The sequence below is a fragment of the Halobacillus litoralis genome (assembly GCF_020524025.1).
In the GTDB taxonomy this organism is placed as follows: Bacteria; Bacillota; Bacilli; order Bacillales; family Halobacillaceae; genus Halobacillus; species Halobacillus litoralis_D.
Genome location: NZ_JAIVKN010000001.1, coordinates 436,102 through 460,542, shown reverse-complemented (window position 1 = coordinate 460,542; position 24,441 = coordinate 436,102). Strand labels below are relative to the sequence as shown.

23 protein-coding genes are annotated in these 24,441 nt (G+C 43.0%); 4 read left to right on the top strand and 19 right to left on the bottom strand.

Going from position 1 to position 24,441, the window contains the following annotated elements; genetic code table 11:
• Positions 1–5 precede the first annotated feature (5 nt).
• Positions 6–617 (bottom strand): NAD(P)H:quinone oxidoreductase, encoded by a 612-nt coding sequence (gene wrbA / locus LC036_RS02515; protein WP_226577775.1) that lies wholly within the window; start codon positions 615–617, stop codon positions 6–8.
• A 395-nt stretch (positions 618–1,012) separates the two neighbouring features.
• On the opposite strand from wrbA, the gene LC036_RS18540 reads away from it, so the two are divergent.
• A complete protein-coding gene (locus tag LC036_RS18540; protein ID WP_226577773.1) occupies positions 1,013–2,431 on the top strand; it encodes a cell wall-binding repeat-containing protein in 1,419 nt (472 codons plus the stop codon).
• A gap of 368 nt (positions 2,432–2,799) precedes the next feature.
• The gene (locus tag LC036_RS02505; RefSeq protein ID WP_226577771.1) at positions 2,800–3,096 is read left to right on the top strand and encodes a hypothetical protein; all 297 of its coding nucleotides are present in this window, start codon (positions 2,800–2,802) and stop codon (positions 3,094–3,096) included.
• A gap of 36 nt (positions 3,097–3,132) precedes the next feature.
• On the opposite strand, the gene LC036_RS02500 is transcribed toward LC036_RS02505, so the two are convergent.
• The 16 genes from LC036_RS02500 to LC036_RS02425 all read right to left on the bottom strand — a co-directional run bounded on the left by LC036_RS02500 (position 3,133) and on the right by LC036_RS02425 (position 22,464).
• On the bottom strand, positions 3,133–3,354 hold the full coding sequence (locus tag LC036_RS02500) for a hypothetical protein (RefSeq protein ID WP_226577768.1): 222 nt from the start codon (positions 3,352–3,354) through the stop codon (positions 3,133–3,135).
• A gap of 28 nt (positions 3,355–3,382) precedes the next feature.
• Positions 3,383–3,760 (bottom strand): cytochrome aa3 quinol oxidase subunit IV, encoded by a 378-nt coding sequence (gene qoxD, locus LC036_RS02495; protein ID WP_226577765.1) that lies wholly within the window; start codon positions 3,758–3,760, stop codon positions 3,383–3,385.
• Position 3,761: 1 nt separating this feature from the next.
• Positions 3,762–4,367 carry a cytochrome aa3 quinol oxidase subunit III gene (gene qoxC / locus LC036_RS02490; protein WP_226577763.1) on the bottom strand — a complete coding sequence of 202 codons (606 nt, stop codon included), beginning with the start codon at positions 4,365–4,367 and terminating at the stop codon, positions 3,762–3,764.
• A gap of 1 nt (position 4,368) precedes the next feature.
• Positions 4,369–6,312, bottom strand: coding sequence for a cytochrome aa3 quinol oxidase subunit I (qoxB, locus tag LC036_RS02485; protein ID WP_226577760.1), 1,944 nt, complete (start codon positions 6,310–6,312; stop codon positions 4,369–4,371).
• Between the two features lie 24 nt (positions 6,313–6,336).
• Complete coding sequence (gene qoxA / locus LC036_RS02480; protein ID WP_226577757.1) at positions 6,337–7,272, bottom strand: cytochrome aa3 quinol oxidase subunit II; 936 nt, start codon at positions 7,270–7,272, stop codon at positions 6,337–6,339.
• A 359-nt stretch (positions 7,273–7,631) separates the two neighbouring features.
• Positions 7,632–9,563, bottom strand: a complete 1,932-nt coding sequence (gene fbp / locus LC036_RS02475; protein ID WP_226577754.1) for a fructose-1,6-bisphosphatase — start codon at positions 9,561–9,563, stop codon at positions 7,632–7,634.
• 222 nt (positions 9,564–9,785) lie between these two features.
• Positions 9,786–10,103 carry a hypothetical protein gene (locus LC036_RS02470; protein ID WP_226577751.1) on the bottom strand — a complete coding sequence of 106 codons (318 nt, stop codon included), beginning with the start codon at positions 10,101–10,103 and terminating at the stop codon, positions 9,786–9,788.
• A 43-nt stretch (positions 10,104–10,146) separates the two neighbouring features.
• On the bottom strand, positions 10,147–10,527 hold the full coding sequence (locus LC036_RS02465; RefSeq protein ID WP_226577748.1) for a VOC family protein: 381 nt from the start codon (positions 10,525–10,527) through the stop codon (positions 10,147–10,149).
• Between the two features lie 224 nt (positions 10,528–10,751).
• Positions 10,752–11,093: a hypothetical protein gene (locus tag LC036_RS02460; RefSeq protein WP_226577746.1), complete on the bottom strand. Its 342-nt coding sequence runs from the start codon at positions 11,091–11,093 to the stop codon at positions 10,752–10,754.
• A gap of 212 nt (positions 11,094–11,305) precedes the next feature.
• The gene (locus LC036_RS02455) at positions 11,306–13,534 is read right to left on the bottom strand and encodes an alpha-galactosidase (RefSeq protein WP_226577742.1); all 2,229 of its coding nucleotides are present in this window, start codon (positions 13,532–13,534) and stop codon (positions 11,306–11,308) included.
• Between the two features lie 95 nt (positions 13,535–13,629).
• Positions 13,630–15,366, bottom strand: coding sequence for a glycoside hydrolase family 35 protein (locus LC036_RS02450; RefSeq protein ID WP_226577740.1), 1,737 nt, complete (start codon positions 15,364–15,366; stop codon positions 13,630–13,632).
• 127 nt (positions 15,367–15,493) lie between these two features.
• Positions 15,494–16,321: a carbohydrate ABC transporter permease gene (locus LC036_RS02445; RefSeq protein ID WP_226577738.1), complete on the bottom strand. Its 828-nt coding sequence runs from the start codon at positions 16,319–16,321 to the stop codon at positions 15,494–15,496.
• Complete coding sequence (locus LC036_RS02440; protein WP_226577735.1) at positions 16,318–17,250, bottom strand: carbohydrate ABC transporter permease; 933 nt, start codon at positions 17,248–17,250, stop codon at positions 16,318–16,320. The genes LC036_RS02445 and LC036_RS02440 overlap by 4 nt, the downstream gene beginning before the upstream one ends.
• 435 nt (positions 17,251–17,685) lie before the next feature.
• Positions 17,686–18,981, bottom strand: coding sequence for an ABC transporter substrate-binding protein (locus LC036_RS02435; protein ID WP_226577732.1), 1,296 nt, complete (start codon positions 18,979–18,981; stop codon positions 17,686–17,688).
• Between the two features lie 122 nt (positions 18,982–19,103).
• On the bottom strand, positions 19,104–20,867 hold the full coding sequence (locus LC036_RS02430) for a sensor histidine kinase (protein ID WP_226577729.1): 1,764 nt from the start codon (positions 20,865–20,867) through the stop codon (positions 19,104–19,106).
• Between the two features lie 58 nt (positions 20,868–20,925).
• A complete protein-coding gene (locus LC036_RS02425) occupies positions 20,926–22,464 on the bottom strand; it encodes a response regulator transcription factor (RefSeq protein ID WP_226577727.1) in 1,539 nt (512 codons plus the stop codon).
• Positions 22,465–22,749: 285 nt separating this feature from the next.
• Between LC036_RS02425 and LC036_RS02420 the strand changes: the two genes are divergently transcribed.
• Entirely contained in the window at positions 22,750–23,076 is a 327-nt protein-coding gene (locus tag LC036_RS02420) for a YnfA family protein (RefSeq protein WP_226577724.1), read from the top strand.
• Positions 23,077–23,199: 123 nt separating this feature from the next.
• Here LC036_RS02420 and LC036_RS02415 read toward each other — a convergent pair whose 3' ends face one another.
• Positions 23,200–23,433, bottom strand: coding sequence for a hypothetical protein (locus tag LC036_RS02415; RefSeq protein ID WP_226577722.1), 234 nt, complete (start codon positions 23,431–23,433; stop codon positions 23,200–23,202).
• A gap of 42 nt (positions 23,434–23,475) precedes the next feature.
• A complete protein-coding gene (locus LC036_RS02410) occupies positions 23,476–23,664 on the bottom strand; it encodes a DUF6366 family protein (protein ID WP_226577719.1) in 189 nt (62 codons plus the stop codon).
• A gap of 281 nt (positions 23,665–23,945) precedes the next feature.
• Here LC036_RS02410 and LC036_RS02405 point away from each other — a divergent pair, with 281 nt between their 5' ends.
• A complete protein-coding gene (locus tag LC036_RS02405; protein WP_226577716.1) occupies positions 23,946–24,386 on the top strand; it encodes a cell wall hydrolase in 441 nt (146 codons plus the stop codon).
• Positions 24,387–24,441 lie beyond the last annotated feature (55 nt).

Genomic DNA, 24,441 nt, shown 5'->3' with positions numbered 1-24,441 from the left:
TCTCCCTATTGATTTCCGTTCTTCACCATGGCAGCGATGTTGATTGTACGCTTTGCCTGATGCTTGACGGCAGCTTCAACATCTTCCACCATGCTTCCGTTTTGATCGACGGTTACACTTGTTCCGTATGGATTCCCACCAGCACCAAAGGTGACAGGATCGGTGTAGCCCGGGGCTGCAATAATGGCTCCCCAGTGCATCATGGATGTGTATAAGGAAAGCAGCGTAGCTTCCTGGCCGCCATGCGGATTTTGTGCGGAAGTCATTCCACTTACGACTTTGTTTATCGTTTTTCCATTCGCCCACAGGCCACCTTGTTGATCAAGGAATTGTTTCATTTGAGACGGCATATTGCCAAAGCGTGTCGGCATGCTGAAGACAATCGCATCTGCCCATTCAATATCTTCAGACGTTGCTGTTGGAACGTCTTTTGCAGCTTCGACTGCTGCTTTCCAAGTCTCGTTAGCCTCAATAACCGACTGCGGGGCAAGTTCCTCTACTTTAAGCACCCGCACCTCAGCTCCTTCTTCTTTTGCTCCTTCTTCCGCCCACTTGGCCATTTGATGATTCGTTCCACCCATTGTATAAAAGATTACTGCAAGTTTAACGTTCGACATATCTTCCATCTCCTTTTGTTTTCCAAATAATTTTTCTATCCAACCCATATGAGTCACCATCCCCGTTGTCTTCTCAACCATCTTTGTATCTATATTCTTGACTTCGAGATATTAGACATAAAAGAAAGCCCAACTTTTGAGCTGCTAAATATCTTGAATTCGAGATTAATTATATAGGACTTTCTTTAGATCTGTCAACATCAGTTTTTTAACGATCCTGATCCATCTTAGTTTTTTTATGAAAAGGTCGAATTTTGTCAATTAAAAGAGATAGCTTTTGTTAATTTCCTGCTATATAATCCTTTTAGTATCATGAATTGGAAGGTGATGGAAGGATACATGGGGATCAGCGATCGACAGTCATGAAGAAAAAGTAAAAGGAGAGAAAGAATCCAGTGAAAAAAACGATCGGTTTTACAGCAGCTTTTTTGTTGGCGGCTACTTTATTTACGAGTCCTGTGTTGGCTGGGAGCAGCCAGGAGTTTAAAAATCTTGAGGAATTTAAAAAGCAGAAACAGACTCCGAATGCTCTGGAGGTTGAGCTGCTCGGTTATAATGACTGGGGAGCATTTGAAGAAGAGGAACCGAACAACACGAGAGCACAAGCTAATCCTATTACACCGGAAGACGTAGCGATTGGTACGTTTTCAGATGATGATAAAGATTATTACAAGCTCGAGATCAATGGAGATAAGGAAGTAGATTTGATTGTTTCCTTATTTATTTTCGAGGAAGAAACCACAGATATGGAGCTGAATGTAAACCTTTATGACACTGGTGGTTCTAAAGTGGACAGCTATTTCGAGGACAGTGATGAATATGGATATGCGGGCGGTTTTTACGTAGAACCCGGCGTTTATTACATGGAAGCTTCTGACTCAGCCAACCTCAATAATGGGGAGACCTATATGCTGAGCCCTTATATCTTTGAAGATGAACCCTACATCGAACGAATAGCCGGCAAAGATCGATATCATACGTCTGCTTCCATTGCTGTCCGTCGGAGTGGAGGCTATCCATCTGAAAACGTTGTTCTGGCAACAGGGGCAGACTTCCCTGATGCGCTTGCAGGTGCACCGTTTGCTTTTCAATCCGATGCCCCGATTCTTTTGACAACGAAAAACAGTCTTCCAAAAATTACAGAATCAACGCTTGAGGTACTTGAAACCGACCATGTGACCATCCTTGGAGGTACTGGAGCCGTTTCTAAAGAAGTGGAAAACAAACTCAAGAGCCTCGGTATAGATGTAGAGAGAATATCAGGATCTAACCGTTATGAGACAGCGGCAGCAATTGCCGCGGAAATTCCATTTAGTGATGGAGCGGTCATTGCTTACGGCAGAAACTTCCCGGATGCCTTAGCGATTGCACCTGTAGCAGCCATGAATGGTATGCCGATCCTTTTGACCGAAAGGGATTACCTGCCTTCAGCCACACAAAAAGCCATCCGCGGCTATGACTACAGTTATGTCGTTGGGGGCTCAGGTGTCATCGCAGAGAACATCCTGACACAGCTTCCCTACCCTGAACGTATTGCAGGAAAAAACCGTTACAGTACATCCGTAGCCATTGCTAAGTACTTTTCCTTAGACCCTGCCTTAGTCAACCTTGCTACAGGGGCTAACTTTGCAGACGCTCTGAGCGGGTCGGTCTATGGTGTAGGAGAACCGTTATTATTAACACCAAAAGATCATCTGGACCCTCAGGTGAAATCCTATGTTAAGGAAAATGAATCGTTCTACTTCCGTATCTTCGGCGGGACCGGGGCCGTCAGCGAACAAGTGGAAGATGACATCTGGTCTTTATTTGAATAGGTGTAACGAAGCTCAGAGCCATGGCTCTGAGCTTTTTTTAAATCTATACTCTAATCACACGGAGTTTCATTGATTCCTCAAGGACCTTCCCCCTCCTTCTTCCTCATAAATTCCATCTTTGTGACACAAATATTCACAGACTTCCTTTAAATGTGACATTTTTCTAAAAGGTACGTCACCCACCGAAAACCCCTTGATATCAGCTTTGAACACGCGTGCATATCCTGTAAAAATAATCCTATACTATAGAAACAAGCCTTTTTTTAAAATCTTTTTGAACATTTTGTGTCCAAAATAAGAATTATTTGTTACAATAGATTTATAAGGAAAACGCTTTCAAGTATTTACACATAAAGGAGATGTTGTTCATGGGTGTCATAGTCATGTTCTTACTGTTATCAACGATTACTCCGTTTTTGTTCTTGCTCTTGAAAAAACCGGCCTTTGCCATCGTACAGTCCATCCTGCTTGTCGGCATGTGGGTGTACTATTTCCAAGTCATTCTCTACACGGCGCCTGCCGCATTTACGGTCACCTGGTCCATGTTCTACATTGGACTTGTAGGCTCCCAGATTGCCTGGATTCTCTTCATCATAGCGACGGTCGAACAAAGCCCGGCTTATCAAGCAAGTTTAACAAAAGAAAAAGACACGCTCCCTTCCTGATTCTCAGGAAGAGGCGTGTCTTTTTTATTGAAACACTTACTGTCTTGGCTGTAATTTAAACAGCTGGATCATTGCTTGAACAAAAGCCAGTCCAGTCAAAATCACAAAGACAAACGTAGGTTGGTAAGACGAATACAGAACCGTGGTTAAAGAGAAGGCTGTCAACGCAATACAAAGGATGAAGCCAATTAGATCTTTCCAGGGCCAATGGCTGACCATGGTTGAATCTTCCGTACTTTCCTGACGTTTATACTGCATTTCCTCTCACCTCCCTCGTTTTTCTTCATTAATGACTGCTGTGTTCTTCACTATCCATTTGTTCGTGCTGCTCGCCTTCACCGCCGTGGTTGCCATGTTCTCCGTGGTCGAAACCAAAGGACATTGTGAAAAGGGAACCGGCGACAAGGATCGCTGCAAGCGCAAATCCGTGGAACATCATATTCCAAGGGACATGGCCGTTTTTACTTTCCGCCTCGGTGATGTGCATGAACATGAAGAGCTGCACACCCGCCTGAAGCAGAGCCAGAATCATAATGAAGATGATCACCCATGTTGTCGATAGGTTTGACCCGATTACTGCCCAGGCAGCTACAAGCGTCATAACCAAAGATAGGACAAATCCAATGACGTGATTCATCGGTACGCGTTTATCTGTTTTTGCCATCTTAGATCACCATCCCAATCATATAGACACAAGTGAAAATGAAGATCCAAATGACATCTAGGAAGTGCCAGTACAAGCTGATAATAAAGAACTTACGGCTCGTTACATTGGTAAGTCCTCTTCTAGAGATTTGGATCAAGAGCAGAGTCGCCCAGCCAATTCCCAAGGTTACGTGCAGTCCGTGCGTCCCGGCAAGAACAAAGAAGCTTGACCAGTAGGCACTGGAAGGAAGACTAGCTCCTTCATGGACGTAATGCACAAATTCATAAATCTCAAAGCCCAGGAATCCAAGACCGAGAGCGAGTGTGACCGCCATCCAAAGCGTGAGGCCTTTTTTATTGCCTCTGCGCATTTCATGAACGGCAAGACCACAGGTAAAACTACTTGTCAAAAGCAAAAAGGTCATGACAAGCACGGTGCCCGGCTCAAACAATTCCATTGGAGACGGTGCATCCGCCGTACGACCGAAGAGTACGGCGTAGGTTGCAAACAAAGTAGCAAACAGGACAACTTCGGCTCCGAGGAAGATCCAGAAGCCAAGGATGGTCATCCGTCCTTCTTGTGTCCGATACTCTAAAGGACCTGTTTTCAGTTCTTCTGCAGCCATATCATAACCCCCTTGCTTTTCGCTCGATGCGTTTTATTTCATCGACTTTTACATAATAGCCGTCATCATAGTCAAAGGAACGTAGAATCATCATCACAAGTCCTCCGACTAGACCGAAGATCGCAACAGGAATCCATTCGAAGACTAAGGCAAAACTTGCAAGACCCAGGAAGGACATCATAATGATTGGTGCTCCTGTGTAGCTAGGCATGTGAATCGGCTTCAGCTGTGATTCATCAAATGTTGTTTTACCTTCTTCTTTCATACGTACATATGGATCAATTTCATCCACATACGGTACTGTAGCGAAGTTGTAGTACGGAACCGGAGTTGTTGTCGCCCATTCAAGCGTACGACCGTTTCCGTTCCAGGAATCTCCTGTCGTTTCGCGCTCACTGTAGCGGAAGCTGTAGTATACGTTGTAAACGAAGACAACGAAACCGACTCCCATTAAGAACGCGCCGCCGGTAGAGATGACGTTTAGAGGCAACCATTCTGCAATGTTTGTAATAAACAAACGACGCGGCATTCCATCAAGACCTAGGAAATACTGCGGGAAGAAGCAGATATGGAACCCGGCAAAGAACAACCAGAACGCCCATTTACCGATGCGCTCATTCATCTTATGGCCGAACATCTTCGGATACCAGAATACAAGTCCTGCGAAGCAGGCAAATACGGTTCCTGCAATCAGCACATAGTGGAAGTGCGCGACCAGGAAGTAAGAGTTGTGGAACTGATAGTCCGCAGCTGCCATACCAAGCATAACCCCGGTTACACCACCAAGAATGAAACTTGGGATAAAGGCAAGTGACCAAAGCATCGGTACGGTGAACTCGATTTTCGATTTATATAAGGTCGCAAGCCAGTTGAATATCTTAACTCCCGTAGGCACCGCAATCAACATCGTTGAAATCGAGAATACGGAGTTGACAAATGCGCCGGCACCCATCGTGAAGAAGTGGTGGACCCATACGATAAAGCTTAGCAGGGCAATGATGATCATGGACCATACCATTGCGCTGTAACCAAACAAACGTTTTTTCGCAAATGTTGCAATAACCTCGGAGAAAATACCGAAGGCTGGGAGGATTACGATGTAAACCTCAGGGTGTCCCCACATCCAGAACAGGTTGGCCCACATCATCGGAAGCCCTTCTCCTGTCAATGTAAAGAACTGTGAACCGAATACACGGTCAATGGTAAGCAGCGCAAGCGCTACTGTTAGAATCGGGAATGCAAATACAATAATGAAACAAGTAACAAGTGTGGACCACGTGAAAATCGGCATATGGAAAAGTTTCATTCCAGGTGCACGCATCTTCAAGATGGTAACCATCAAGTTAATCCCTGTCGCAAGCGTACCAATACCCGATAGCTGAAGACCCATCAAGTAGAAGTTCTGACCAGGACCGGGACTCATGGCTGCTCCTGACAGCGGAGTGTAACTTGTCCATCCTGCGTCCGGTGAACCACCGATAACGAAGGAAATATTAAACAGCATCGCTCCGATGAAGAAGGACCAGAAACTCATCGCGTTCAAGTAAGGGAACGCAAAGTCGCGGGCTCCAATTTGTAATGGAACGATAATATTCATCAGACCGATCAAGAATGGCATCGCCATAAAGATGATCATGATCGTGCCGTGTGTTGTAAAGATCTCATTGTAGTGCTGGGAACTTAGGAATCCTAATTCCGGAAAAGCGAGGTTCACCCTCATCATCAGGGCGTCCATACCGCCACGGAATAACATAACCAGCGCACTTAAAATATACATAATCCCAATTTTTTTATGGTCAACAGTCGTCAACCATTCACGCCAAAGCCAACCCCATTTTTTAAAATACGTTAACAGGAAGAGTATGGCGATTGTAACTAATGCAATAGAAACCATAGCCCCATAAATAATGGGTTCACCGGTGACTAAAATATCTGTAATGTGCATGTCTTCACCTGCTTTCTTAACGTTCTATTGGAAGCTTTCCTGTTTTTCAATCTCTTCCAGGTGCAGCTTCTCTTCAAATAACTCTTCGTAGTTGTCTACGACATAGCCCATACCATCACTAGATGCATGGTTGATGTACTCCAGGTGTGTTGAGGAGAACGCATCTTTGCCTGTCAATCCAGGTTTAAGAAGCTCATCATATTGTTCTTTTGTCAGCTCAGGTTTTTCGGTCTTAATGTCATTGACCCAGGCGTCAAACGCTTCTTCACTCTCGACATGCGTTTTGAACGTCTGAGCTGCGAAGCCTTCCCCGTTGAAGTTGGAGTTACGTCCATCGTAAATTCCTTCTTCATCCGCTTGAAGGTACAGCTTGTTCATCATCCCAGCCATATTGTATTTCTGACCGCCAAGAGCCGGAATCCAAAGAGCTGTCATTGAATCCGCTGATGTAAGTCGGAATTCAATCGGGCGATCAACCGGGATGTGTAAGTAGTTGACCGTCTCAATGTCCTGTTCTGGATAGCTGAAGAACCATTTCCAGTCAGCTGTAGTCGCGTGAATGACGAGCGGTTCTTTTGCTTCCTGACCTTCAACAGGTTCTGGAGATTTTTCAAGATCATATAGAGTTGTAACCGTCGGAATCGAAAGTAGAATAACAATCACGATTGGGATAACTGTCCAGACAATCTCAATCGCCGTGTTCCCGTGCAAGTTCGGGTCATAGTCGCTTTCTTTTCTTCCAGGTCGATTTTCTCTATATTTAATGAGCATGAACGTAAATAGAGCAAATACAACAACAATGATTCCAAGCATAAACCAAAGGGAGTATTTAATTAGTTCATATTGACTTTCTGCAACCGGCCCTTTCGGATCGAGCACAGTCATTTCCAATTGCCCACATCCGCTCAAAAACAATATTAAGCCTAGTGGAAGCAATCCTAGCAGATGTTTAGCTTTCATTGGTTTTAACCCTCCTATCAAACAATCATTTATAAGTATAAAACTAAGAATCTAATAGTTCTTATACATCATAGGACTTGATAAATTATATCAGAAAATGTAGAAATGCAAATAACTGTTCACGATTTTGTCAAAGAACAGTCAAGACTTTGTTAATATTTGGACACATGTTAGACGCTTTCAAGGAAAAATTATCTAGTTAATGCTAATATCATACAAAAAAACTACATCCTGATAACAATACTAAGTTTTTAGAAAAGTCTTATAACATGCGCCTTTACCGTATTGGGCTGGATGACTAATAAAAGAAGAGGGACAAATCTATGGTAGATTTGTCCCTCTTCTTTTTATCAATTAAATTAATTCATATAGCGGTATTCCATTAGACTATTCAGGATATAGAGTTCCTGTAACAGTTCTTCTCCGACATTCGTCTCCAGCACTTTCTTCCGCTCTAATTCCTTATCCACCAGCCGTTTCACAGAAAGAACATCAGCTCCGTTTCTGAGAACCTCTTCCTTGGAGTTGAAATGTTTATGAGCGACCAGCTGCATCCCGTAGGAATTAAACAGTAATGTGTATCCGGCAATCCCTGTCTTTGATTGATATGCCTTAGAAAACCCTCCGTCAATCACCACCATCTTTCCATTGGCCTTGATTGGATTTTCCCCCTCGATTTCTTTTACAGGGGTATGGCCGTTGATAATATGACCCTGCTCAGGATTGAGATCAAAATCTTTCAGGATCTTCCGGCACACATCTTCATCTTCACGTAAATAATAGTAAGGATTCTTTCTCTCCTTATGGGTTTCCTTATCTTCAATAAAGTATCTCTCGAACGTTGTCATTTCCCGTTTACCAAAGAGCGAGGAATATTCCCCTGTCCATAAATACCAGACCATATCGGTCGCAAGATCATCCGTTTCTTCAGGGTGTGAAAAAGCGTAGCGTAAATAATGTTCAAAAATATCGAGTAATTCCCGACCGGCATAGGTCTTGCCCTCAATACTCATGCTCTCCATATTTCCTTCCTCATCTAACGGAATACATCCATGGATGAGTAAATTGCCATTATATTTCAAGTACAGGCTGCCCTTTTTCATAAGAAAGTTCATATGTCTCGATAGCTTTTCTGAATGCTGGATGGAGAACAACAGCTTGTCGATGACCTGCTCTTCCTCCTCCAGGAGCTGATCCGGGCGCTCCGGGTCAACCGTTGAAAAACAAGGATTCTCCAGTGGGTATGTTTTTCCATGAATGGTGATTTCGTTGTTTTCCTGATCCATCTTTTCAAGCATCAGCCGTTCTGACATATTAAAGTATGACCGCCTCTTAATAATCCGGCTTTCCAACTTGAATTGGATGATCGCAATCGCCTGATGAATCTTTGTAATCTGTTCTTTTTCTAAGTTCGATGGTTTTTCACCACCCTGTATTTTCGGTCGGAAAGCCGGGTTATCGTCATAGTACTTCTCAGCAAGGTTGAGCAGCGGTCTTAAATTGATGCCGTACACATCTTCAATAATCTCCAGATTATTGTAGCGTGCGCAGATACGGATCAGATTAGCTAAGCACACCTTTGACCCGGCGTAAGCACCAATCCATAACACATCATGATTTCCCCACTGAATATCAACCGAATGATAATTCGTAAGCGTTTCCATGATCTTGTCCGGCTCTGGCCCCCGGTCATAGATATCCCCTACGACATGAAGGTGATCCACGACCAGCCGCTGCGTCGTATAAGCAAGGCCGATGATGAGCTTATCCGCCTGGCCGAGAGAAATAATCTGCTGCACCATTTTTGTATAGTACTGTTCCTTATTCGTATACTCATCCGTTTTATACAGCAGCTCTTCAACGATATAGACGAACTGATCAGGCAAAGCTTTACGTAATTTAGAACGCGTATATTTAGATGATGCATAAGCAATCAGCTTTATCATCCGGTCGATGACAGCTGAATACCATTGGTTTAAGTCTTCTTTATTATCAAACTCATTCTTCAACAACTTGATTTTTTCTTCCGGGTAATACACAAGTGCGGCAAATTCATTGATTTCTTCTTCACGTAATTCATCTTCAAAAAGGTCGGTGATCTTCTCCTTCACCCGGCCTGATCCATTTCTTAACACATGTTGAAAGGCTTGATACTCCCCGTGTAAATCACTGACAAAATGCTCTGTTCCTTTTGGCAGATTAAGAATTGCCTTCAGATTGATGATTTCTGTCACTACTTTTTCTTCGCAATCGTATTTTTGGGCCAGTATATCTAAGTATTTTGTGTTCAAGACTATGTATCCCCTTTCAAAATTCATTACGGTTAAAGAACTTTTCATTACTATAAAGGATCTTAAATGAGATCCGGGGTGAAACGGTCTTTTATATTTCAATGATTGAGGAAACCTTATACGTTCATTATTTCAAACGTTCTCTCTTTGCTCAACCTCTAATTCGAAAGAAACACGAAAAGATCTCATCATTCTTTACTAGCTTTCCGGTTTTTATTTTCCTTATTCCAGTGGTTTGATATGAAACCTCAAATGGTCTAAGTCCCACACATCATTAGTTGTATTGGTTTCAACTATGACATGGACCTTGTCCCCTTTTTGATACTTTTCAAAATCATCCACCGGAATTTCAAATCGGTTTCCATCTTTCCTGCTTTCAGGTGCATCCACTTCCTCTAAGACAATAAGCTCGTCTTTCATATTTTTATGAACCACGACACCATGAAAACGAAAGCTCTCATACCATTCAACGGTCTCACCTGGTCCATAGCAGCCGGAGCATAGCAGTAAAATAATAGTGACAAGAATTTTCTCCCTCATAGGTCACCCCCCGTATGGATCACGTGTGGTTCCCTCCATACATTTATATCTTTTCGTAAATCTCTAAAAGCGACCCTGCTGGATCTCTGAAGTGAGCGACTTTAATCCCCCACCCTTCCTGCTTTGTAGGTGGAGTAATAAATTCAACCTTACCTTTCAGCTCCTCGTATGTTTCATCAACACTACGGACTTTAAAAATCAAGGCCGTCCGATCAGTCTGATTCACGTCTTGCGAATATTCCGTGCCTGTGGCTTCAGCCATTTGCTGACGGTCAAATATTCCAAGTGCCGCCCCATTGAATTTAAAATCGGCATACTTTGAATCTTCATTTCCCCAGGAAACTTCAAAGCCAAGAACATCCCTATAAAACAAAAAACATTCCTTATAATGATCAACAAGTAAGCGGGTGTGGGTTAATTCCATATCCATCAGCCTCCTAAAACCGATATCATTGAAAAACTCCTACTCTCTAACCAAATTCTGCAAAATCCTCCATTATCCCTTCTTAAAATTCTTCAACATTAAAAAAACGACATGGAAAAAATCCATGCCGTTTTTTTAGTTATGTGTCCTCTCTTCTTAAAAAATGACAAGTCGTTTATATTCCGTAAAAAACACTTTTCGTGCAAGTCTAAAATTATGAACGGTCATCTAAACACTATAGCTTCCGTTTCTGTCAGCCATTGATCGACGGCTTTTACAGGAAAATAATATTCATAGCCGATCCTTATGTAAGGAATACTGCTTTTCGTTACACCATCAACTTCTTGAGGGAGTATCTTTGCTAACTGCTCATCAGTTATCCCTAAGTATTGTTTTAATTCTAAATGACTCATCAACTGTTTTTCTGTATGAGCGTTGACCTGGACCTGCGGCGGTTCTGTTTCTGCCTGCGTCTCATTGTTTATGGCGCCGGCAACGATGAAAGCTCCGGCTAAGATACAAACGCCTAAAAACACGAGAGACAAACTTATTAGATTTTGTTTCATTCTTTCCTCCTCTATTTCCCTTTTACTTTTCATAGACGCTTCCATTATTTCAAAGAAAGAAGGCCTCCTCAAGATTCTGTTGTATTTTGTAATCATAAAAAAGGAAGTGCCGGCAGAGATCCAGCACTTCCTTTTCTTTCATTTTTAAGTAAAAGATGAATTTGGTTTAAGGTAACAGGACGAATGAAGACATGTTCCCGTCCTCCCGCTTCCTAAGGCTTTTTATTTAAGATGAACAATCTTGAGTGAAAATCTCCTGCCGGTTCATGAATATCACGCTCTCGAAAGCGCTCATGCCCCAGCTGAAGACCGATCTCCATCAGTTCATCTCCATTATATAAACCTTCATACCCTTCGATCTCATAGGCAGCATCCGGGTCCAGTCCTTTGAACTGAAGCCTGGTGAAGCCCTGGTTGGGACGGTCGAGCACGTGATAATCTGCTAGAACCGCACGGGACTGGTCCTTGGATACCATCATCCATGTCGTACGGTTGCCGTCTTTTTCAAAAGGGCTCTCCAGACGATAAAATGTCCCGAATTGGAACAAGTCACGGTGCTGTTTGTAAAATTCGATCTGCGCTTTCATCTCAGCTTTTTCTTCTTCTGCCATTGAAGTCACGTCAAGCTCATAACCGAAAGCTCCGAAATAAGCCGTATTCGCTCTCGTCTCAAGACTCGTCACCCTTCCGACCTGATGATTCGGAACAGCGGAGACGTGAGCCCCCATCGAACTGACCGGGTAAACGAACGAAGTCCCATACTGGATTTTCAGACGCTCGACAGCATCTGTGTCATCACTTGTCCACGCCTGCGGAGCATAATAGAGCATCCCCGGATCAAACCGGCATCCGCCACTTGCACACGACTCAAACAGAACCTCAGGAAATTCAGACGTAAGCCGTTCATATAAATCGTACACGCCAAGTATATAGCGGTGGACAATTTCTTTCTGGCGGTCTGCGGGCCAGGCCGGAGAGCCGATTTCCGTCATGTAGCGGTTCATATCCCATTTTACATAAGAGATATCCGCTTCCCTCAGAATGTTACTCATCATCTCATAGAGAGCATCAACGACTTCTCCTCTTGAAAAATCGAGCACATACTGATTGCGGCCGTGTGAAAGACTTCGGTCCGGGACATGGAGAATCCAGTCCGGATGCTCTTCATACAGCCTGCTTGCTTTTGACACCATTTCAGGTTCGAACCAGAGTCCAAAATCCATGCCCAAGTCCGTAATTTTGTCCGCTAAGCCCGTGATTCCATCTGGTAACTTATCATAGTTGACGTACCAGTCCCCGAGAGAGGTCGTATCATCGTTACGCTTTCCGAACCAGCCGTCATCCAGGACAAACAGTTCGACACCGAGTTCTTTTGACTGCCTGGCCATATCGAGAATTTTTTCTTCATCAAAATCAAAATAGGTACCTTCCCAGTTGTTCGTTAAAATCGGCCGGGCCTGGTCGCGCCATCCCCCCCGCGCAAGACGGGTCTGATATAGCTCGTGGAAACGCTGGCTCATGCCGTTCAGCCCTTCTCCCGAGTATACCATGACCGCTTCAGGTGACTGAAACGAATCGCCCGGTTCAAGCATCCAGTTGAAATCGAACGGATGGATTCCGATACTGACGCGGGCAACATCGAGATAATCGACTTCGACCTGAGCAAGGAAATTTCCGCTGTATACGAGACTGAATCCGTACACATCACCAGTGAATTCCGTTGCCATCGGACGTTTCAACGCCAGAAAAGGATTCTGATGTCCGCTGCTCGTTCCACGCGTACTGGAAATGCTCTGAAGACCGCTTTCCAGACGTCGGTTCTTCACATGCCTTTCCCTCGCCCACGCACCGGAAAGCTGGATCATTTCGTAATCCGAGTCAAACAAATCTACATTCGCACTCATGATTCTCGATACGTTGAGGTTTGCCTTCCCATGATTGGAGAGCCTTGCGCTTCTTGCGATCGCATCATGAGCTTCAAATACGGAATAAAGCAGCGTCAACTCCGCGTCAAGATAATCATCGTAAAGCGTAATCTCGAGCGTCTCCACCTCATCTCCATCTTCTGCATACGTAGCTGGAAGTCCATCAAGCTTTGGCTTTCCGGAAGTAACCCTATGGCTCTTGTAACGGAAATCACTGATCCGGCTCCCATCCACCTGCTCGATGTGAAGAGCCGGCTCCCTGAAATCTGTTGTTCCATAGGCGGGATATTCCTGCTTTGTCTGCTCAAGGGAAAAACTCATATCTCCTTCTTTCACATACGCCGTATTTGGCCGGTTTCCATTGGTCAGCAAGTGTTGAAACGAATCTTTATGGTTCACTTTTTTTCCATAATAGAGATGTCCGAGCTGTCCATTTTCAAGCACCGTAAAAAGGTAGCTGGAACCGCTGGTCTGCAGATGGAATTCCTTCGTTTTTTCATTCACAATAATAGTCATAAACAACGTTCCTTTTCTAAATGAATGTAGATCCATTTTGTTTCGTCATTCTATTACGGGTTCGGGAGCGTATGTCCTCTTGAACCCTGATATTTCTATGCTTCAACAGTGGACCATTGAGGGTGATCGACGAGCTGAATTTCTGTGACAGATGTATGTTCAAGCTCAAGAACAACCAGTTCATTCCCTTTTTCCTTCAGTAAAGGTCCAGGTACATAAATCCGCTTCTGAGGACCGGCGGTGTTCCAATACCTCCCTAAGTTGAATCCATTAATGAACACATTGCCTTTCGTAAATCCTTCACTTTCAATGAAGGTATCATGCGTTCCTTCTGCATCAAAGGTTCCCCGGAAAAACTTCGGATAACGATCTTCTGAATCCGCTCGATAATCTTCCGGCAGACGATCCATTTCAATCGCATAGATATCCCAGTTGAAAAAATACTGCTCTCCAAGCCATAGGTTTTTCGTGATTCCTTTACGATCCGACAAGTGCTCTCCGTAGTTCGCCCTTCCCATATTCTCCACCAGGATTTCCAACGTGTTCCTATCGTTTGGAAATTCGAGTGTCACGTTCTTTTCTTGATCATTTTTGTACAGCGTCATTTGGTAGATGCCATTGATATAAACAAAAGCACGATCATGAATATCACGGCTGTTCATCGCTAATTCACCAGATCGATTCACTTCCGTTTTGTATAGCGTATATCCATACGATTGACCGATCTCTTCCATTGAAAGAGGTGTCAGATGTTCAATCCGATCACTGATTTGATCAAGCGTGTCGAAGAGACTGACCGATTCTCTTAAAGAAACAGAACCGTAGTTTTTTGTTAGGATCTCAGACACATAGTCTTCAGGGACAGGTTTGAACTCACTCAGTACCGCTTTGACGGCCCTGTATTTCTCAGTGATTTCCCCGTTTTCCGTCAGCAGGCTGTCGTAATCGTAGCTGGTAATGGTCGGGTAATAAACATCGTAGTGATTGGCGCCGTTCATAAAGCCAAAGTTCGTTCCCCCGTGAAACATATAGAAGTTAACCGAAATTCCCTTCTCCATCAGCTCTTTAAAAACGGCCGCCGCATCGGAGGCTTCCCTTGTATGATGTTCCCCCGTCCAATAATCAAACCAGCCGATCCAGAATTCCGCTACCATCTTCGGAGAACCTGGTTTAAAAGACTCCAGCTCATGAAAAGCCTGGTCGACTTTCGATCCGAAATTCAGTGTTGTCGTTACATCAGGCAGGGACCCTTGGTTAATAAAATCAGGACCATCCGATGTGAACAAGAAAGTATGGAGTCCATGTTTTTCATACTGATCTTTAAAAAAGGATAAGTAGTCTTGATCATTGCCATAAGCCCCGTATTCATTCTCTATCTGCATAGCAATGACCGGTCCGCCATTTTGATAGAGAAAAGGAACAAACTTAGGAAGCAGCTCCTCGTAATAGGATTCTATATGCGAGAGATAAGCAGGGTCACTGCTTCTTAGAACGATATCTTTATCTTTCAAAAGCCAGGAAGGAAGACCGCCCATTTCCCATTCCGCACAAATGTAAGGAGACGGACGGATGATGACATATAAGCCGAGGCGGTCCGCTGTTTGAATAAACTGTTCGATATCAGCCATTCCAGTAAAGTGGAATTTTCCCTCCCTCGGTTCGTGTAAGTTCCAAGGGACGTAAGTTTCTACCGTATTTAAACCAAGCGCTTTTAACTTCTTCAGCCGGTCTTCCCAATGTTCGGGGACCGTACGGAAATAATGAAGCGCACCGGATAGGATTTGAAAGGGCTCCCCGTCCAAATAAAATTGGCTGTTTTTCGCTTGTAACATCGTTTTCCTCCTCTACTCTCTTTCCCTTTTGTCTGCCTCTACTCAGGCAGTTTAATTATCGGAGATACGAAATAACCTCTTGTCCGGCAGGAGCAACTACCCGTTTCCTTACTCCTGCCCATCCGCTTTATCCTTTGACAGATCCCATCATTCCAGCTACAAAGTGTTTCTGCATAATGAAGAAAACAAGAGCAGTCGGCAATGTAGCAATAACGATCGCTGTCATAATGACACCATAGTCAGGGGAATAGCCCGCTCCAAGATTTGAAATAAGCAATGGAATCGTCTGCTTTTCCGGAGACTGTAAAATGACCAATGGCCACAAGTAGTTATTCCAGCTGTTCATAAAGGCAATGATCGCAGCAGCGGCGTAGGTCGTTTTCATTGTCGGCAGATAAATACGGAAGAAGATACCCAGTTCACTTAACCCATCCATTCTTCCAGCCTCGACCAACTCTTTAGCAAACATCTTCGTATTCTGTCGGAAGAAAAAGATGAAAAACGCTGTGACGACCGTCGGCAGGATCGCTGCTGAGAGGGTATCGATTCCAAGAAACGGAATGGATGAAGAAATTCCTCCAAACAGACGGTATAAAGGAATCATGATCGCCGCAAATGGGATCATCATCGATAAAAGCAGGATATTAAAGATCCTATCTTTCCCCGGGGACCGGTAAATTTCAAAGCCATAACCAGCCAATGAACCGATCAACAATGTTAAGAATGTGGTAACAACAGCAATAATGGTTGAATTGACTAGAGCGGTCACGACATCGACCGTTTCAAAGAGCACTTTCAAATTTTCAAAAAGGTGGGTACCTGGAATTAAACGTCCCTGGGTAACATCCACAGATTTATTCGTCATACTGATAATCATCCATAAAAATGGAAAGATGGAAACAAGCGCAGCAACACTTAAGAAAAGATAGACACCCGTTCGTTTCAATTTCTTCATTTATCATCACCTGCCACTTTAAATTGAATAAGAGAGAACAAGACGACTAGAATAACAATCACATAAGAAACCGTTGCAGCATATCCAAAATCAGGCGTGTATTTGAAAGATAGATTATAGATATACATCGAAATGGAAAGTGTCGCATTTCCTGGTCCGCCATTCGTGATATTCATAATTTCATCAAAAATTTGCAGCGTTCCAATTGTAGACATGATCGATGTGAACAAAATGATCGGCTTTAACATTGGAACGGTAATGTAAAAGAAGCGCTGAATACTGGAAGCACCATCAATCTTCGCAGCTTCGTACATGGATTTATCAACATTTTGCAGGGCGGACAAATAGAAAATCATATTGTACCCGGTCCATCTCCAAGTAATTGCAAGGATAATCGTGATTTTAGCGAGCACGGGGTCAGCCAGCCAGTTGAGCGGTTCAGAAATTAGAGATAAGCTCAAAAGCCCCTGGTTGATTAATCCGTCGACACCGAATAAGTATTTAAAGATGACTGCATATGCAACTAAAGACGTCACACAGGGTAGGAAAATGGCGGTACGGAAAAATCCTCTAAACTTTAACGTCGCATCATTTAAGATCACAGAAAAGACGAGTGCAAGAATAATCATGACCGGTACCTGTACTAATAGATAAATAAACGTATTGGTTAATGCCGCAATAAACGTCGGATCCCCAAACAGACGCATATAGTTATCCAATCCAACGTATTCAAGGTTTGCCCCCATACCTGATTGGAAAGAAAGCAGCAAAGCCCGAAGCATCGGGTAAAAATAGAAGATGCCAATACCTATAACAGCGATGAGGATGAACAACCATCCGATATAGTTCTTTTTGAACCAGCGGCGCGTAGATTTGTTCTTACTCTTTTCTACATAAGCAGAGCTGGTACTTTCCATTGAATTGCTCATTGTTTCTCCTCCTTCTTATTCCGTGAAGAAAAGCTTTCTTTTATTTTAAAGATTCCTACGTGCTACTTCAGATTTTTTAAAGGCTCTGTTATACCTCCGTGTTGATTAGATATCCCCATTTACTAGAGTTTCGAGAATCTGATTTTTGTAAAAGGGACTGGAAACTGCGATACTCCTGCGGGAATGGACAGACTGGAAAGACCCCACAAAGCGAAGCTTGAGGAGGCTTTCCGTCTTCCCCGCGGAAAGAGAGCAGCTGCAAGCCCCGTTACACTCAACAATGTCGAAACTAGAACTCCCAAGTAAGAGAGTCTGCATGAAATCAACAATAAGGTTTAACAGAGCCCTCTTGTAAAGAAAGGGACTCTTTGAAAGTATCTGACTTTCGAAGAATCCCTTCATATGGTTTCCTTATTTCCAAAGGAAGGTACCTATTTATTTAAGCTGAGCTTCTGCCTGTGCCTGAGCATCTGCAAGGACTTGATCCAGTTCCTTACCATTCAGGTAGTTCTGCATTTCTGCTACAAGAATGTCTTCAATGGCATATGTGTGCGTTCCATAATCGACATTTGGAATTTCTTCTGTCCATGTAGAGAAGTCAGAGATCAATTGCTGGCCACTGAAGAATTCGCTCTCTTTCTGGTAAGCTTCTCCCTCTGTTGCCGGTGTGTACGTACCAATCGCGCCAACGTCTGTCACAAGCTCTTGGTAGAATTCATTGCTTCCGCCAAACGTTTGACCAAGAAATTCTGCCGCTTTTTCTTTCCCAGGAATGTCTAACACGTAGAAGGAACTTCCGCCTAAGTTGGAGGCATTGACAGCACCTTCTGTATCCAATCTAGGAATGGGAGCGACCGCCCATTTACCAGCTTGAGATTCTTCAGCCATTACGCTCGCAGTAATCCAGTTTCCTGTTGGGACAGTAGCTACATCTCCACTATTAAAGGCAGCGACATATTGGCTCCAGTCAGAATTAGGTTTTACGAAATCCGTTTCCATCATCTCTTTATACGTTTGGAGTGCTTTTTTCAACTGTTCGTTTCCTTCGATATTCAATGTTTCTCCATCTTCTTTCACATACCAGGAACCTGCACTTTGAATCATCGCCCTTACAAGACCAAGATCGTTTGGATCAAGGGTAAGCATATCTTTTCCAGTCTTTTCTTTCACATCTTTCCCGATCTCAATGTACTCGTCCCATGTAATATTCTTAAGGTCTTCCATCGTGTAACCCGCTTCTTCAAAGTAGTCCGTACGGAAGTACAATCCCATGACACCTGTGTCAAATGGCAGACCATACTGTTTACCGTCATAGCTTGTCGGAGCCAATTTGTAGGAAGCAAAATCGTCTGGATTCATATATTCATCAATCGGATAAAAAGCATCAGGGTAAGATTTCAGGAAGCTTTGAGCACGCTGATCTTCAATTAAGACAATATTCGGCATTCCTTTCATCGTTCCGGAGCTAAGTCCTGTATTTAATTTTTGAACGATATCATCTTGAGCATTTTCTATGACATCAATCTCAGCATCCCCTTCATAAGATTCTTTCGCAATCTCAAGAGCAGCTATATTAAAATTCGGATCCCAGGCCCATGCTGTAATTGTATCCGGTTCTTCCCCGCCTTCAGTATCTCCACTTGATTCTTCAGATGAACAAGCAGCCAATGCGATAAGTGCAAACACAGCCAGTGCGAACACCCAGCTTTTCTTAAAAAGATAATTTTTCATAACCAGTCCCCCTTTTAATGTAAGCGTTATCACAACGCCTGTATTCATCATATCACCATAAAAAAAAGACCGTTAGAACGATCTTTAGAAAATGATTTAACTATTTTTAGAGGTTTTCCCTATTAGGATTTTCCCAAATTGGTATTATCTTTAGAAATGGTTCTATTTTTAGGATTCTCTTCGATTAAAGGGAGGATAATTTTTACTTTTGTTCCTTTTTTCAATTCGCTCGAAATTTCCACCCCATATTCCTCGCCGAAGAGCAGTTGAATCCGGTCGTGAACATTACGGATGCCGATACCGCTGAATAAATTGCGTTTCTCTTTCTTTTCATTAAATGTATCCACGCGCATCCCGTCTCCTGTATCCACGACTTCACACACAAGGCGGTTTTCCCGTTGAGCAATAAGAATCTGGATGTATCCTCGTTTCTTTTCCGTAAAAGCGTGAAAAAAAGCATTCTCAAGGAAAGGCTGGATCACTAATTTCGGTAAGTGATAATGGAGACAGTCCGGGGAGATCAACGTACTCACTTTAATCCGGTCTCCATACCTCATCTGATTAATCAATATATAATGATCGATATTAGCCGCTTCTTGTTCGACAGTAATCGTTTCATCCACGTTTCCTAAAGCATTCTGCAAAAGTGGAATGAGCGCATCAATCGTATCAAAAGCCGCTTCCTTCTTTCCGTCTTTCACCATAAATTTCACAGAAGTCAGCGTGTTATATAAGAAGTGTGGATTGATTTGATGCTGCAGGGCCTCAAGTTCTGACTTTCGAGCTTGCCGTTGAGTCTTAAGCAGAATGTCGACATGATCCTGCAGCTCATTCAACATATAATTAAACGCCGCCCCTAGCTCCCTTGCTTCATACCCTCCACTCTCATCCACCGGTTTACGGAAATCGTGTTTAGCCATATTCGAAATCTGACCGACTAACCGGCTTAGAGATTGTGTCATCCTTCTCGAAATGATAAAGACGACTCCAACCGCAAGGATTACAATACCGACACTGATGAGAACAAGCTCTTTGGTATCAATCAAATTATCTATGACCACTTCCTGGTCTATTAAATTAACAATATACATATCCAGAGCCGGGAGCGACTCTGCCATCATCATATATTCCTTATCCAAAGCCGTGACATCTTCATACTTCACAGGACCAGAAGCTTCCCTGCTTGCTGCAGCCAATAAGTTTGGTGCTCTCTCTCCGATCCACTGCTTCTGATTACTTGAAACAACGTCTCCATCCCCATTCATGATCACTACGCTGTTGCCGTCATTGGTAAACCCTTCATAGATGGCCTGGACATCACGCTCATGGATTGGAATGAACACATATCCATAAACATCTCCTGTCGACCTTTCTGTCAGCGCCTTGGAAGCGACAATCATATTTCTACCGTGGGTGATGTCACTACTCGGAATATACTGATACAAAATTTGATTCGGTTTTTCATTTAGACGGTCAGTGATAGGATGATGAAGCAGTTCATCAGCTGTCACAGGCCAGTAATTGTATCTCATATTAAACAGCCGGCCATTTTTTCCTAGAACGATCATATTGGTCTGATCCGGACTGTCTGAATAAATACGCTCCATCTGTTCGGTAATGGCATAGTAGGTCTTGTATTCTTCAAGAGAATTTAAATCCTCTTTATTTAAGAGCCTCTTTATCGTTCCATTGTCCTGAACATTCATCGTCGTATAAGCGACAGAATAGCTGTACGATTCAAACTGCTGCTTGATCTGGTTAAGCACTTTTGTATTCGTGATGCTGAATGTTTCCATGAAAAGGTTGTTCGACATCCGTATCGTGCTGAACGTAATCAACACCGATACCGTAATAATACTGATCACCATAACAAGAAACATCTTCATAAAGAGTCGGTTATTTTGAAAAAAATCCTTCATCCGTTTTTGTATCATCTTTCTATCCTCAATTCGCTGCCAGCGCTTTCTTACGGTATTTACCAGGGGACGAGCCAGCGACCCGCTTGAACACTTTACAGAAATAACTCGGATCCGAGTAGCCGACCATTTCACTGACTTCGCCAATGTTTTTCTTTGTGGTTTCCAAAATCTGCTTCGCCTTTTCGATCCTTACTTTATTCAGATAATCAACGAAACCGACTTTCAAATGAGTACTAAAGTAGCTGGATAAATAAGAGGGATTAAAATGAAAGCAGTTCGCCAGAGTGGTGAGCGACAAAGGCTCCGCATAATGGTCTTCAATATGCTCAAGCAGCCGCCGCACATTTTCCGGATGCTCCCCCTGTCCTTCTTCCAGTTGGACAATGCCTTGTACTTTCTTTAGAAAATCATGAAAAGGAGCAGCTGCATCGTCCACGTTCGCCGCTTCATTAATTGTTGCGAAGTACTCATATTTCAATGTTTCCAGTTCATCGACCCGGTATTTCATATTGCCTAAAAGGACGATACTGTTGAAAATAACGTTTTCCATCCACGATTTGAATTCAAACACATCCAACGTATAATCCTTGGTCAGCGAGTCAAGGTGCCGCCTCAACTCTTCAACAGCGATATCGAATTTCTTTTGCTTGAACCGATCAATAAACCTGCTCAAATCGAACGGCCGTTCATTCCGTGATAAGTCAGGGAGGTTCCCTTTCATTAACACCGGAAGATCAGGAAGATAAAAGGCATACTCTTTCATTTTCAGCAGCTGCTTTTCATAAACGTTCGTTAGTTCAGAAAGGGATGAGAAAGAATCACTAAGAATCCACTGGCCGCCCCCTCCACCGTGATATTCACGGGCGGTAGAAACCGATTTTTCATATAGGGTCGAAGAATGAAGCGTATCCTGAATAATCAACGCGGTAGAGAAATCGCTTTCATTATTGTCAATCCATTTGACCATCTTAAGATCCCGGTGTTCCTCTAATCTTTTTTCTATTCTTAAATGTCCATCTTCCTCTTCCTCAAGCTTGCGGCAGATGCCCAGAAGTGTATAGACCCCTTCTGAAAGTGTTTCCAATTTCTCAGTTTCTTCCGGCGTTAAATAGGAGCCGGATAACTGCTTTTGTAACACTTGTTCAATAGAGAGTTCCTGTTGTTCTATCTCAGGGGGAGACTTAGAATCCGGTACCACCCGCTGCAGTGTTTTGATCAGTTCTTCTCCATTCAATTTCGGCTTTAATATATAATCGGCAATTCCAATCTGAAAAGACGAACGAACATAATCAAAGTTTTCAAAACTACTTAAAACAATCACTTCGATCGCCGGATATTTTTCTTTCACGATGCGCACTAACTCAATGCCATTCATACCAGGCATCACCACATCAGTAATTAATACATGCGGATTCAGCTCTTCCACAAGTTGAAGTGCTTCGTTCCCATTGGATGCCTCACCGGCAATTTGAAACCCTTCACGTTCCCAATCGATATAGTTGATAATGCCCTGTCTGATGAGCATCTCATCATCTACAACTACAACTTTATACAGACTTTCCATATCAACCTCTCCCTTCCTGCTTACACGATCCTGATGTCTTATATTCTCCGCTGCTGAGCCCGTTTCATTGGACTAAGGGGAATTGACTGAATTTAATATACTTCTATTTTAAAGGGATTTCACTAAAGCGTAAATAGAATCGGGGGAAGTTTAAACGAACCAGGTGTTCGTGAGAAGTGAATAGAGTAACCGTTTACAGGGTAACCGTTAACTAATCGAGCAGGATAATTCTAATAGATTAAGATATACTTTGATCTATACCTTACGCTTTAGGAAGTGATTCGAATGATTAGTGCTCTTTTCTTATTTATACTCGCAGGAATAGCTGAAATAGGTGGAGGTTATCTTATTTGGTTATGGCTGAGAGAAGGGAAGCCTCTCTATTGGGGATTAGGGGGAGGAATCGCATTAGCTTTATACGGAGTTATTGCCACATTTCAGGCCTTTCCATCATTCGGAAGAGTCTATGCTGCATACGGCGGAGTGTTCATTATTCTATCTGTTCTATGGGGATGGGGCATCGATAAAAAAACACCGGATGTATATGACTGGGTTGGTGCAGCCATATGCTTGCTGGGTGCTGCCGTTATGCTGTTTGCTCCGCGTCAATAAAGGAATACTTTTTAAAAGGGGAAACGACTCTCAAAGCAGTCATTCCAAGCCGATATACATATCCGTCAGACCCCCATTTTATGTAACCATTAGAAACTTTCATTTGTTAAACCATATGTATATCTAATTCTTATATTTTCTCAATATCATCACGAAACAAACACCAGCCAATATAATAAGAGTGGTTACGATTGCGTGGTGTGTAATATTGAAAAAGAACTGCGCGTAAGGGATCTCTACACCGGAATACATCCCCGAGGAATCTTTCACTGTTTTTACCCGGTCTATCCAAACAAAGAAAACGGAAAAAGAAAGGATAAAGGTATAAACAGCCGTTTTCACTAACAATTTTTCCAAAACGTTACCTCCTTATCATTGCCATGCTGAGTTCATGTTATCTTAATTTAAAAAAATGGTATAGAGGATAAAGCCCGCTAAGAGTATGAGAATAATCATTCCAGTACCTTTCCAGCCTAAATTACCCACCAAGTCAGGGAGTCCTCCACCGTGAATACTTCCGGAGGGATCTTTTTTTAATTCCTCTTGTCTTAACTTTTCCCTTTTTGTTTCAGGCTTTTCTTGACTCAATTAAACACCTCCCCCACTCTTTAACATGAACGAAAGGAAATCCTCCCCTCTCCAAATCATCCAAGTCGTAAAAAGTATCAAACTCTCCCTTTTCCATCTAGTGTTTCAAAATGTTAAAGGAAACTCAATAGGTGTTCAGAAATAAGATGCTCATCCTCACGTATATAGGCCCTTCGTTCCTTAAAACTTTCAAGCTTTCCGTTAAAATTAACAGTACAGCTGAAATTGAGAAAGCTCATTTTTTCCAGATTATTTCATACAATTCTTTAGAGGTGAAGTCTATGGCAAGAGTACCCTATAGAGAAAATGACATCAATTTAATCGCAAGGATGATGAGAGCAGAAGCTGTTGGTGAAGGACGGCTGGGGATGCTTATGGTGGGAAATGTCATCGTAAATCGAGCACGAGCTGATTGTTTAGATTTTGAAGGGCTAAGGTCTATACGTGATGTGATTTTTCAAGTGCAGGGCGGAAATTATTCTTTCGAAGCCGTACAAAAAGGGAATTTATTTTACAGTCCGGCACGAGAAACAGAAAAAAATTTAGCTAGAAAAGTCATTAAGTATTGGAGGCAGCATCCTGCTAAATATGCGCTCTGGTATTATAATCCGTATGCTGAATGTCCTTCCACATGGTACGGCCAGCCATTTGCAGGACAATATAAACAGCATTGCTACTATGAACCAGCAGCGAATACATGCGCAAGTGCTTATAGATATTAACAGAATCCCCCACACCTAGTGGGGGATTCTATTTACCTGCCTGTGCAGAATAAGG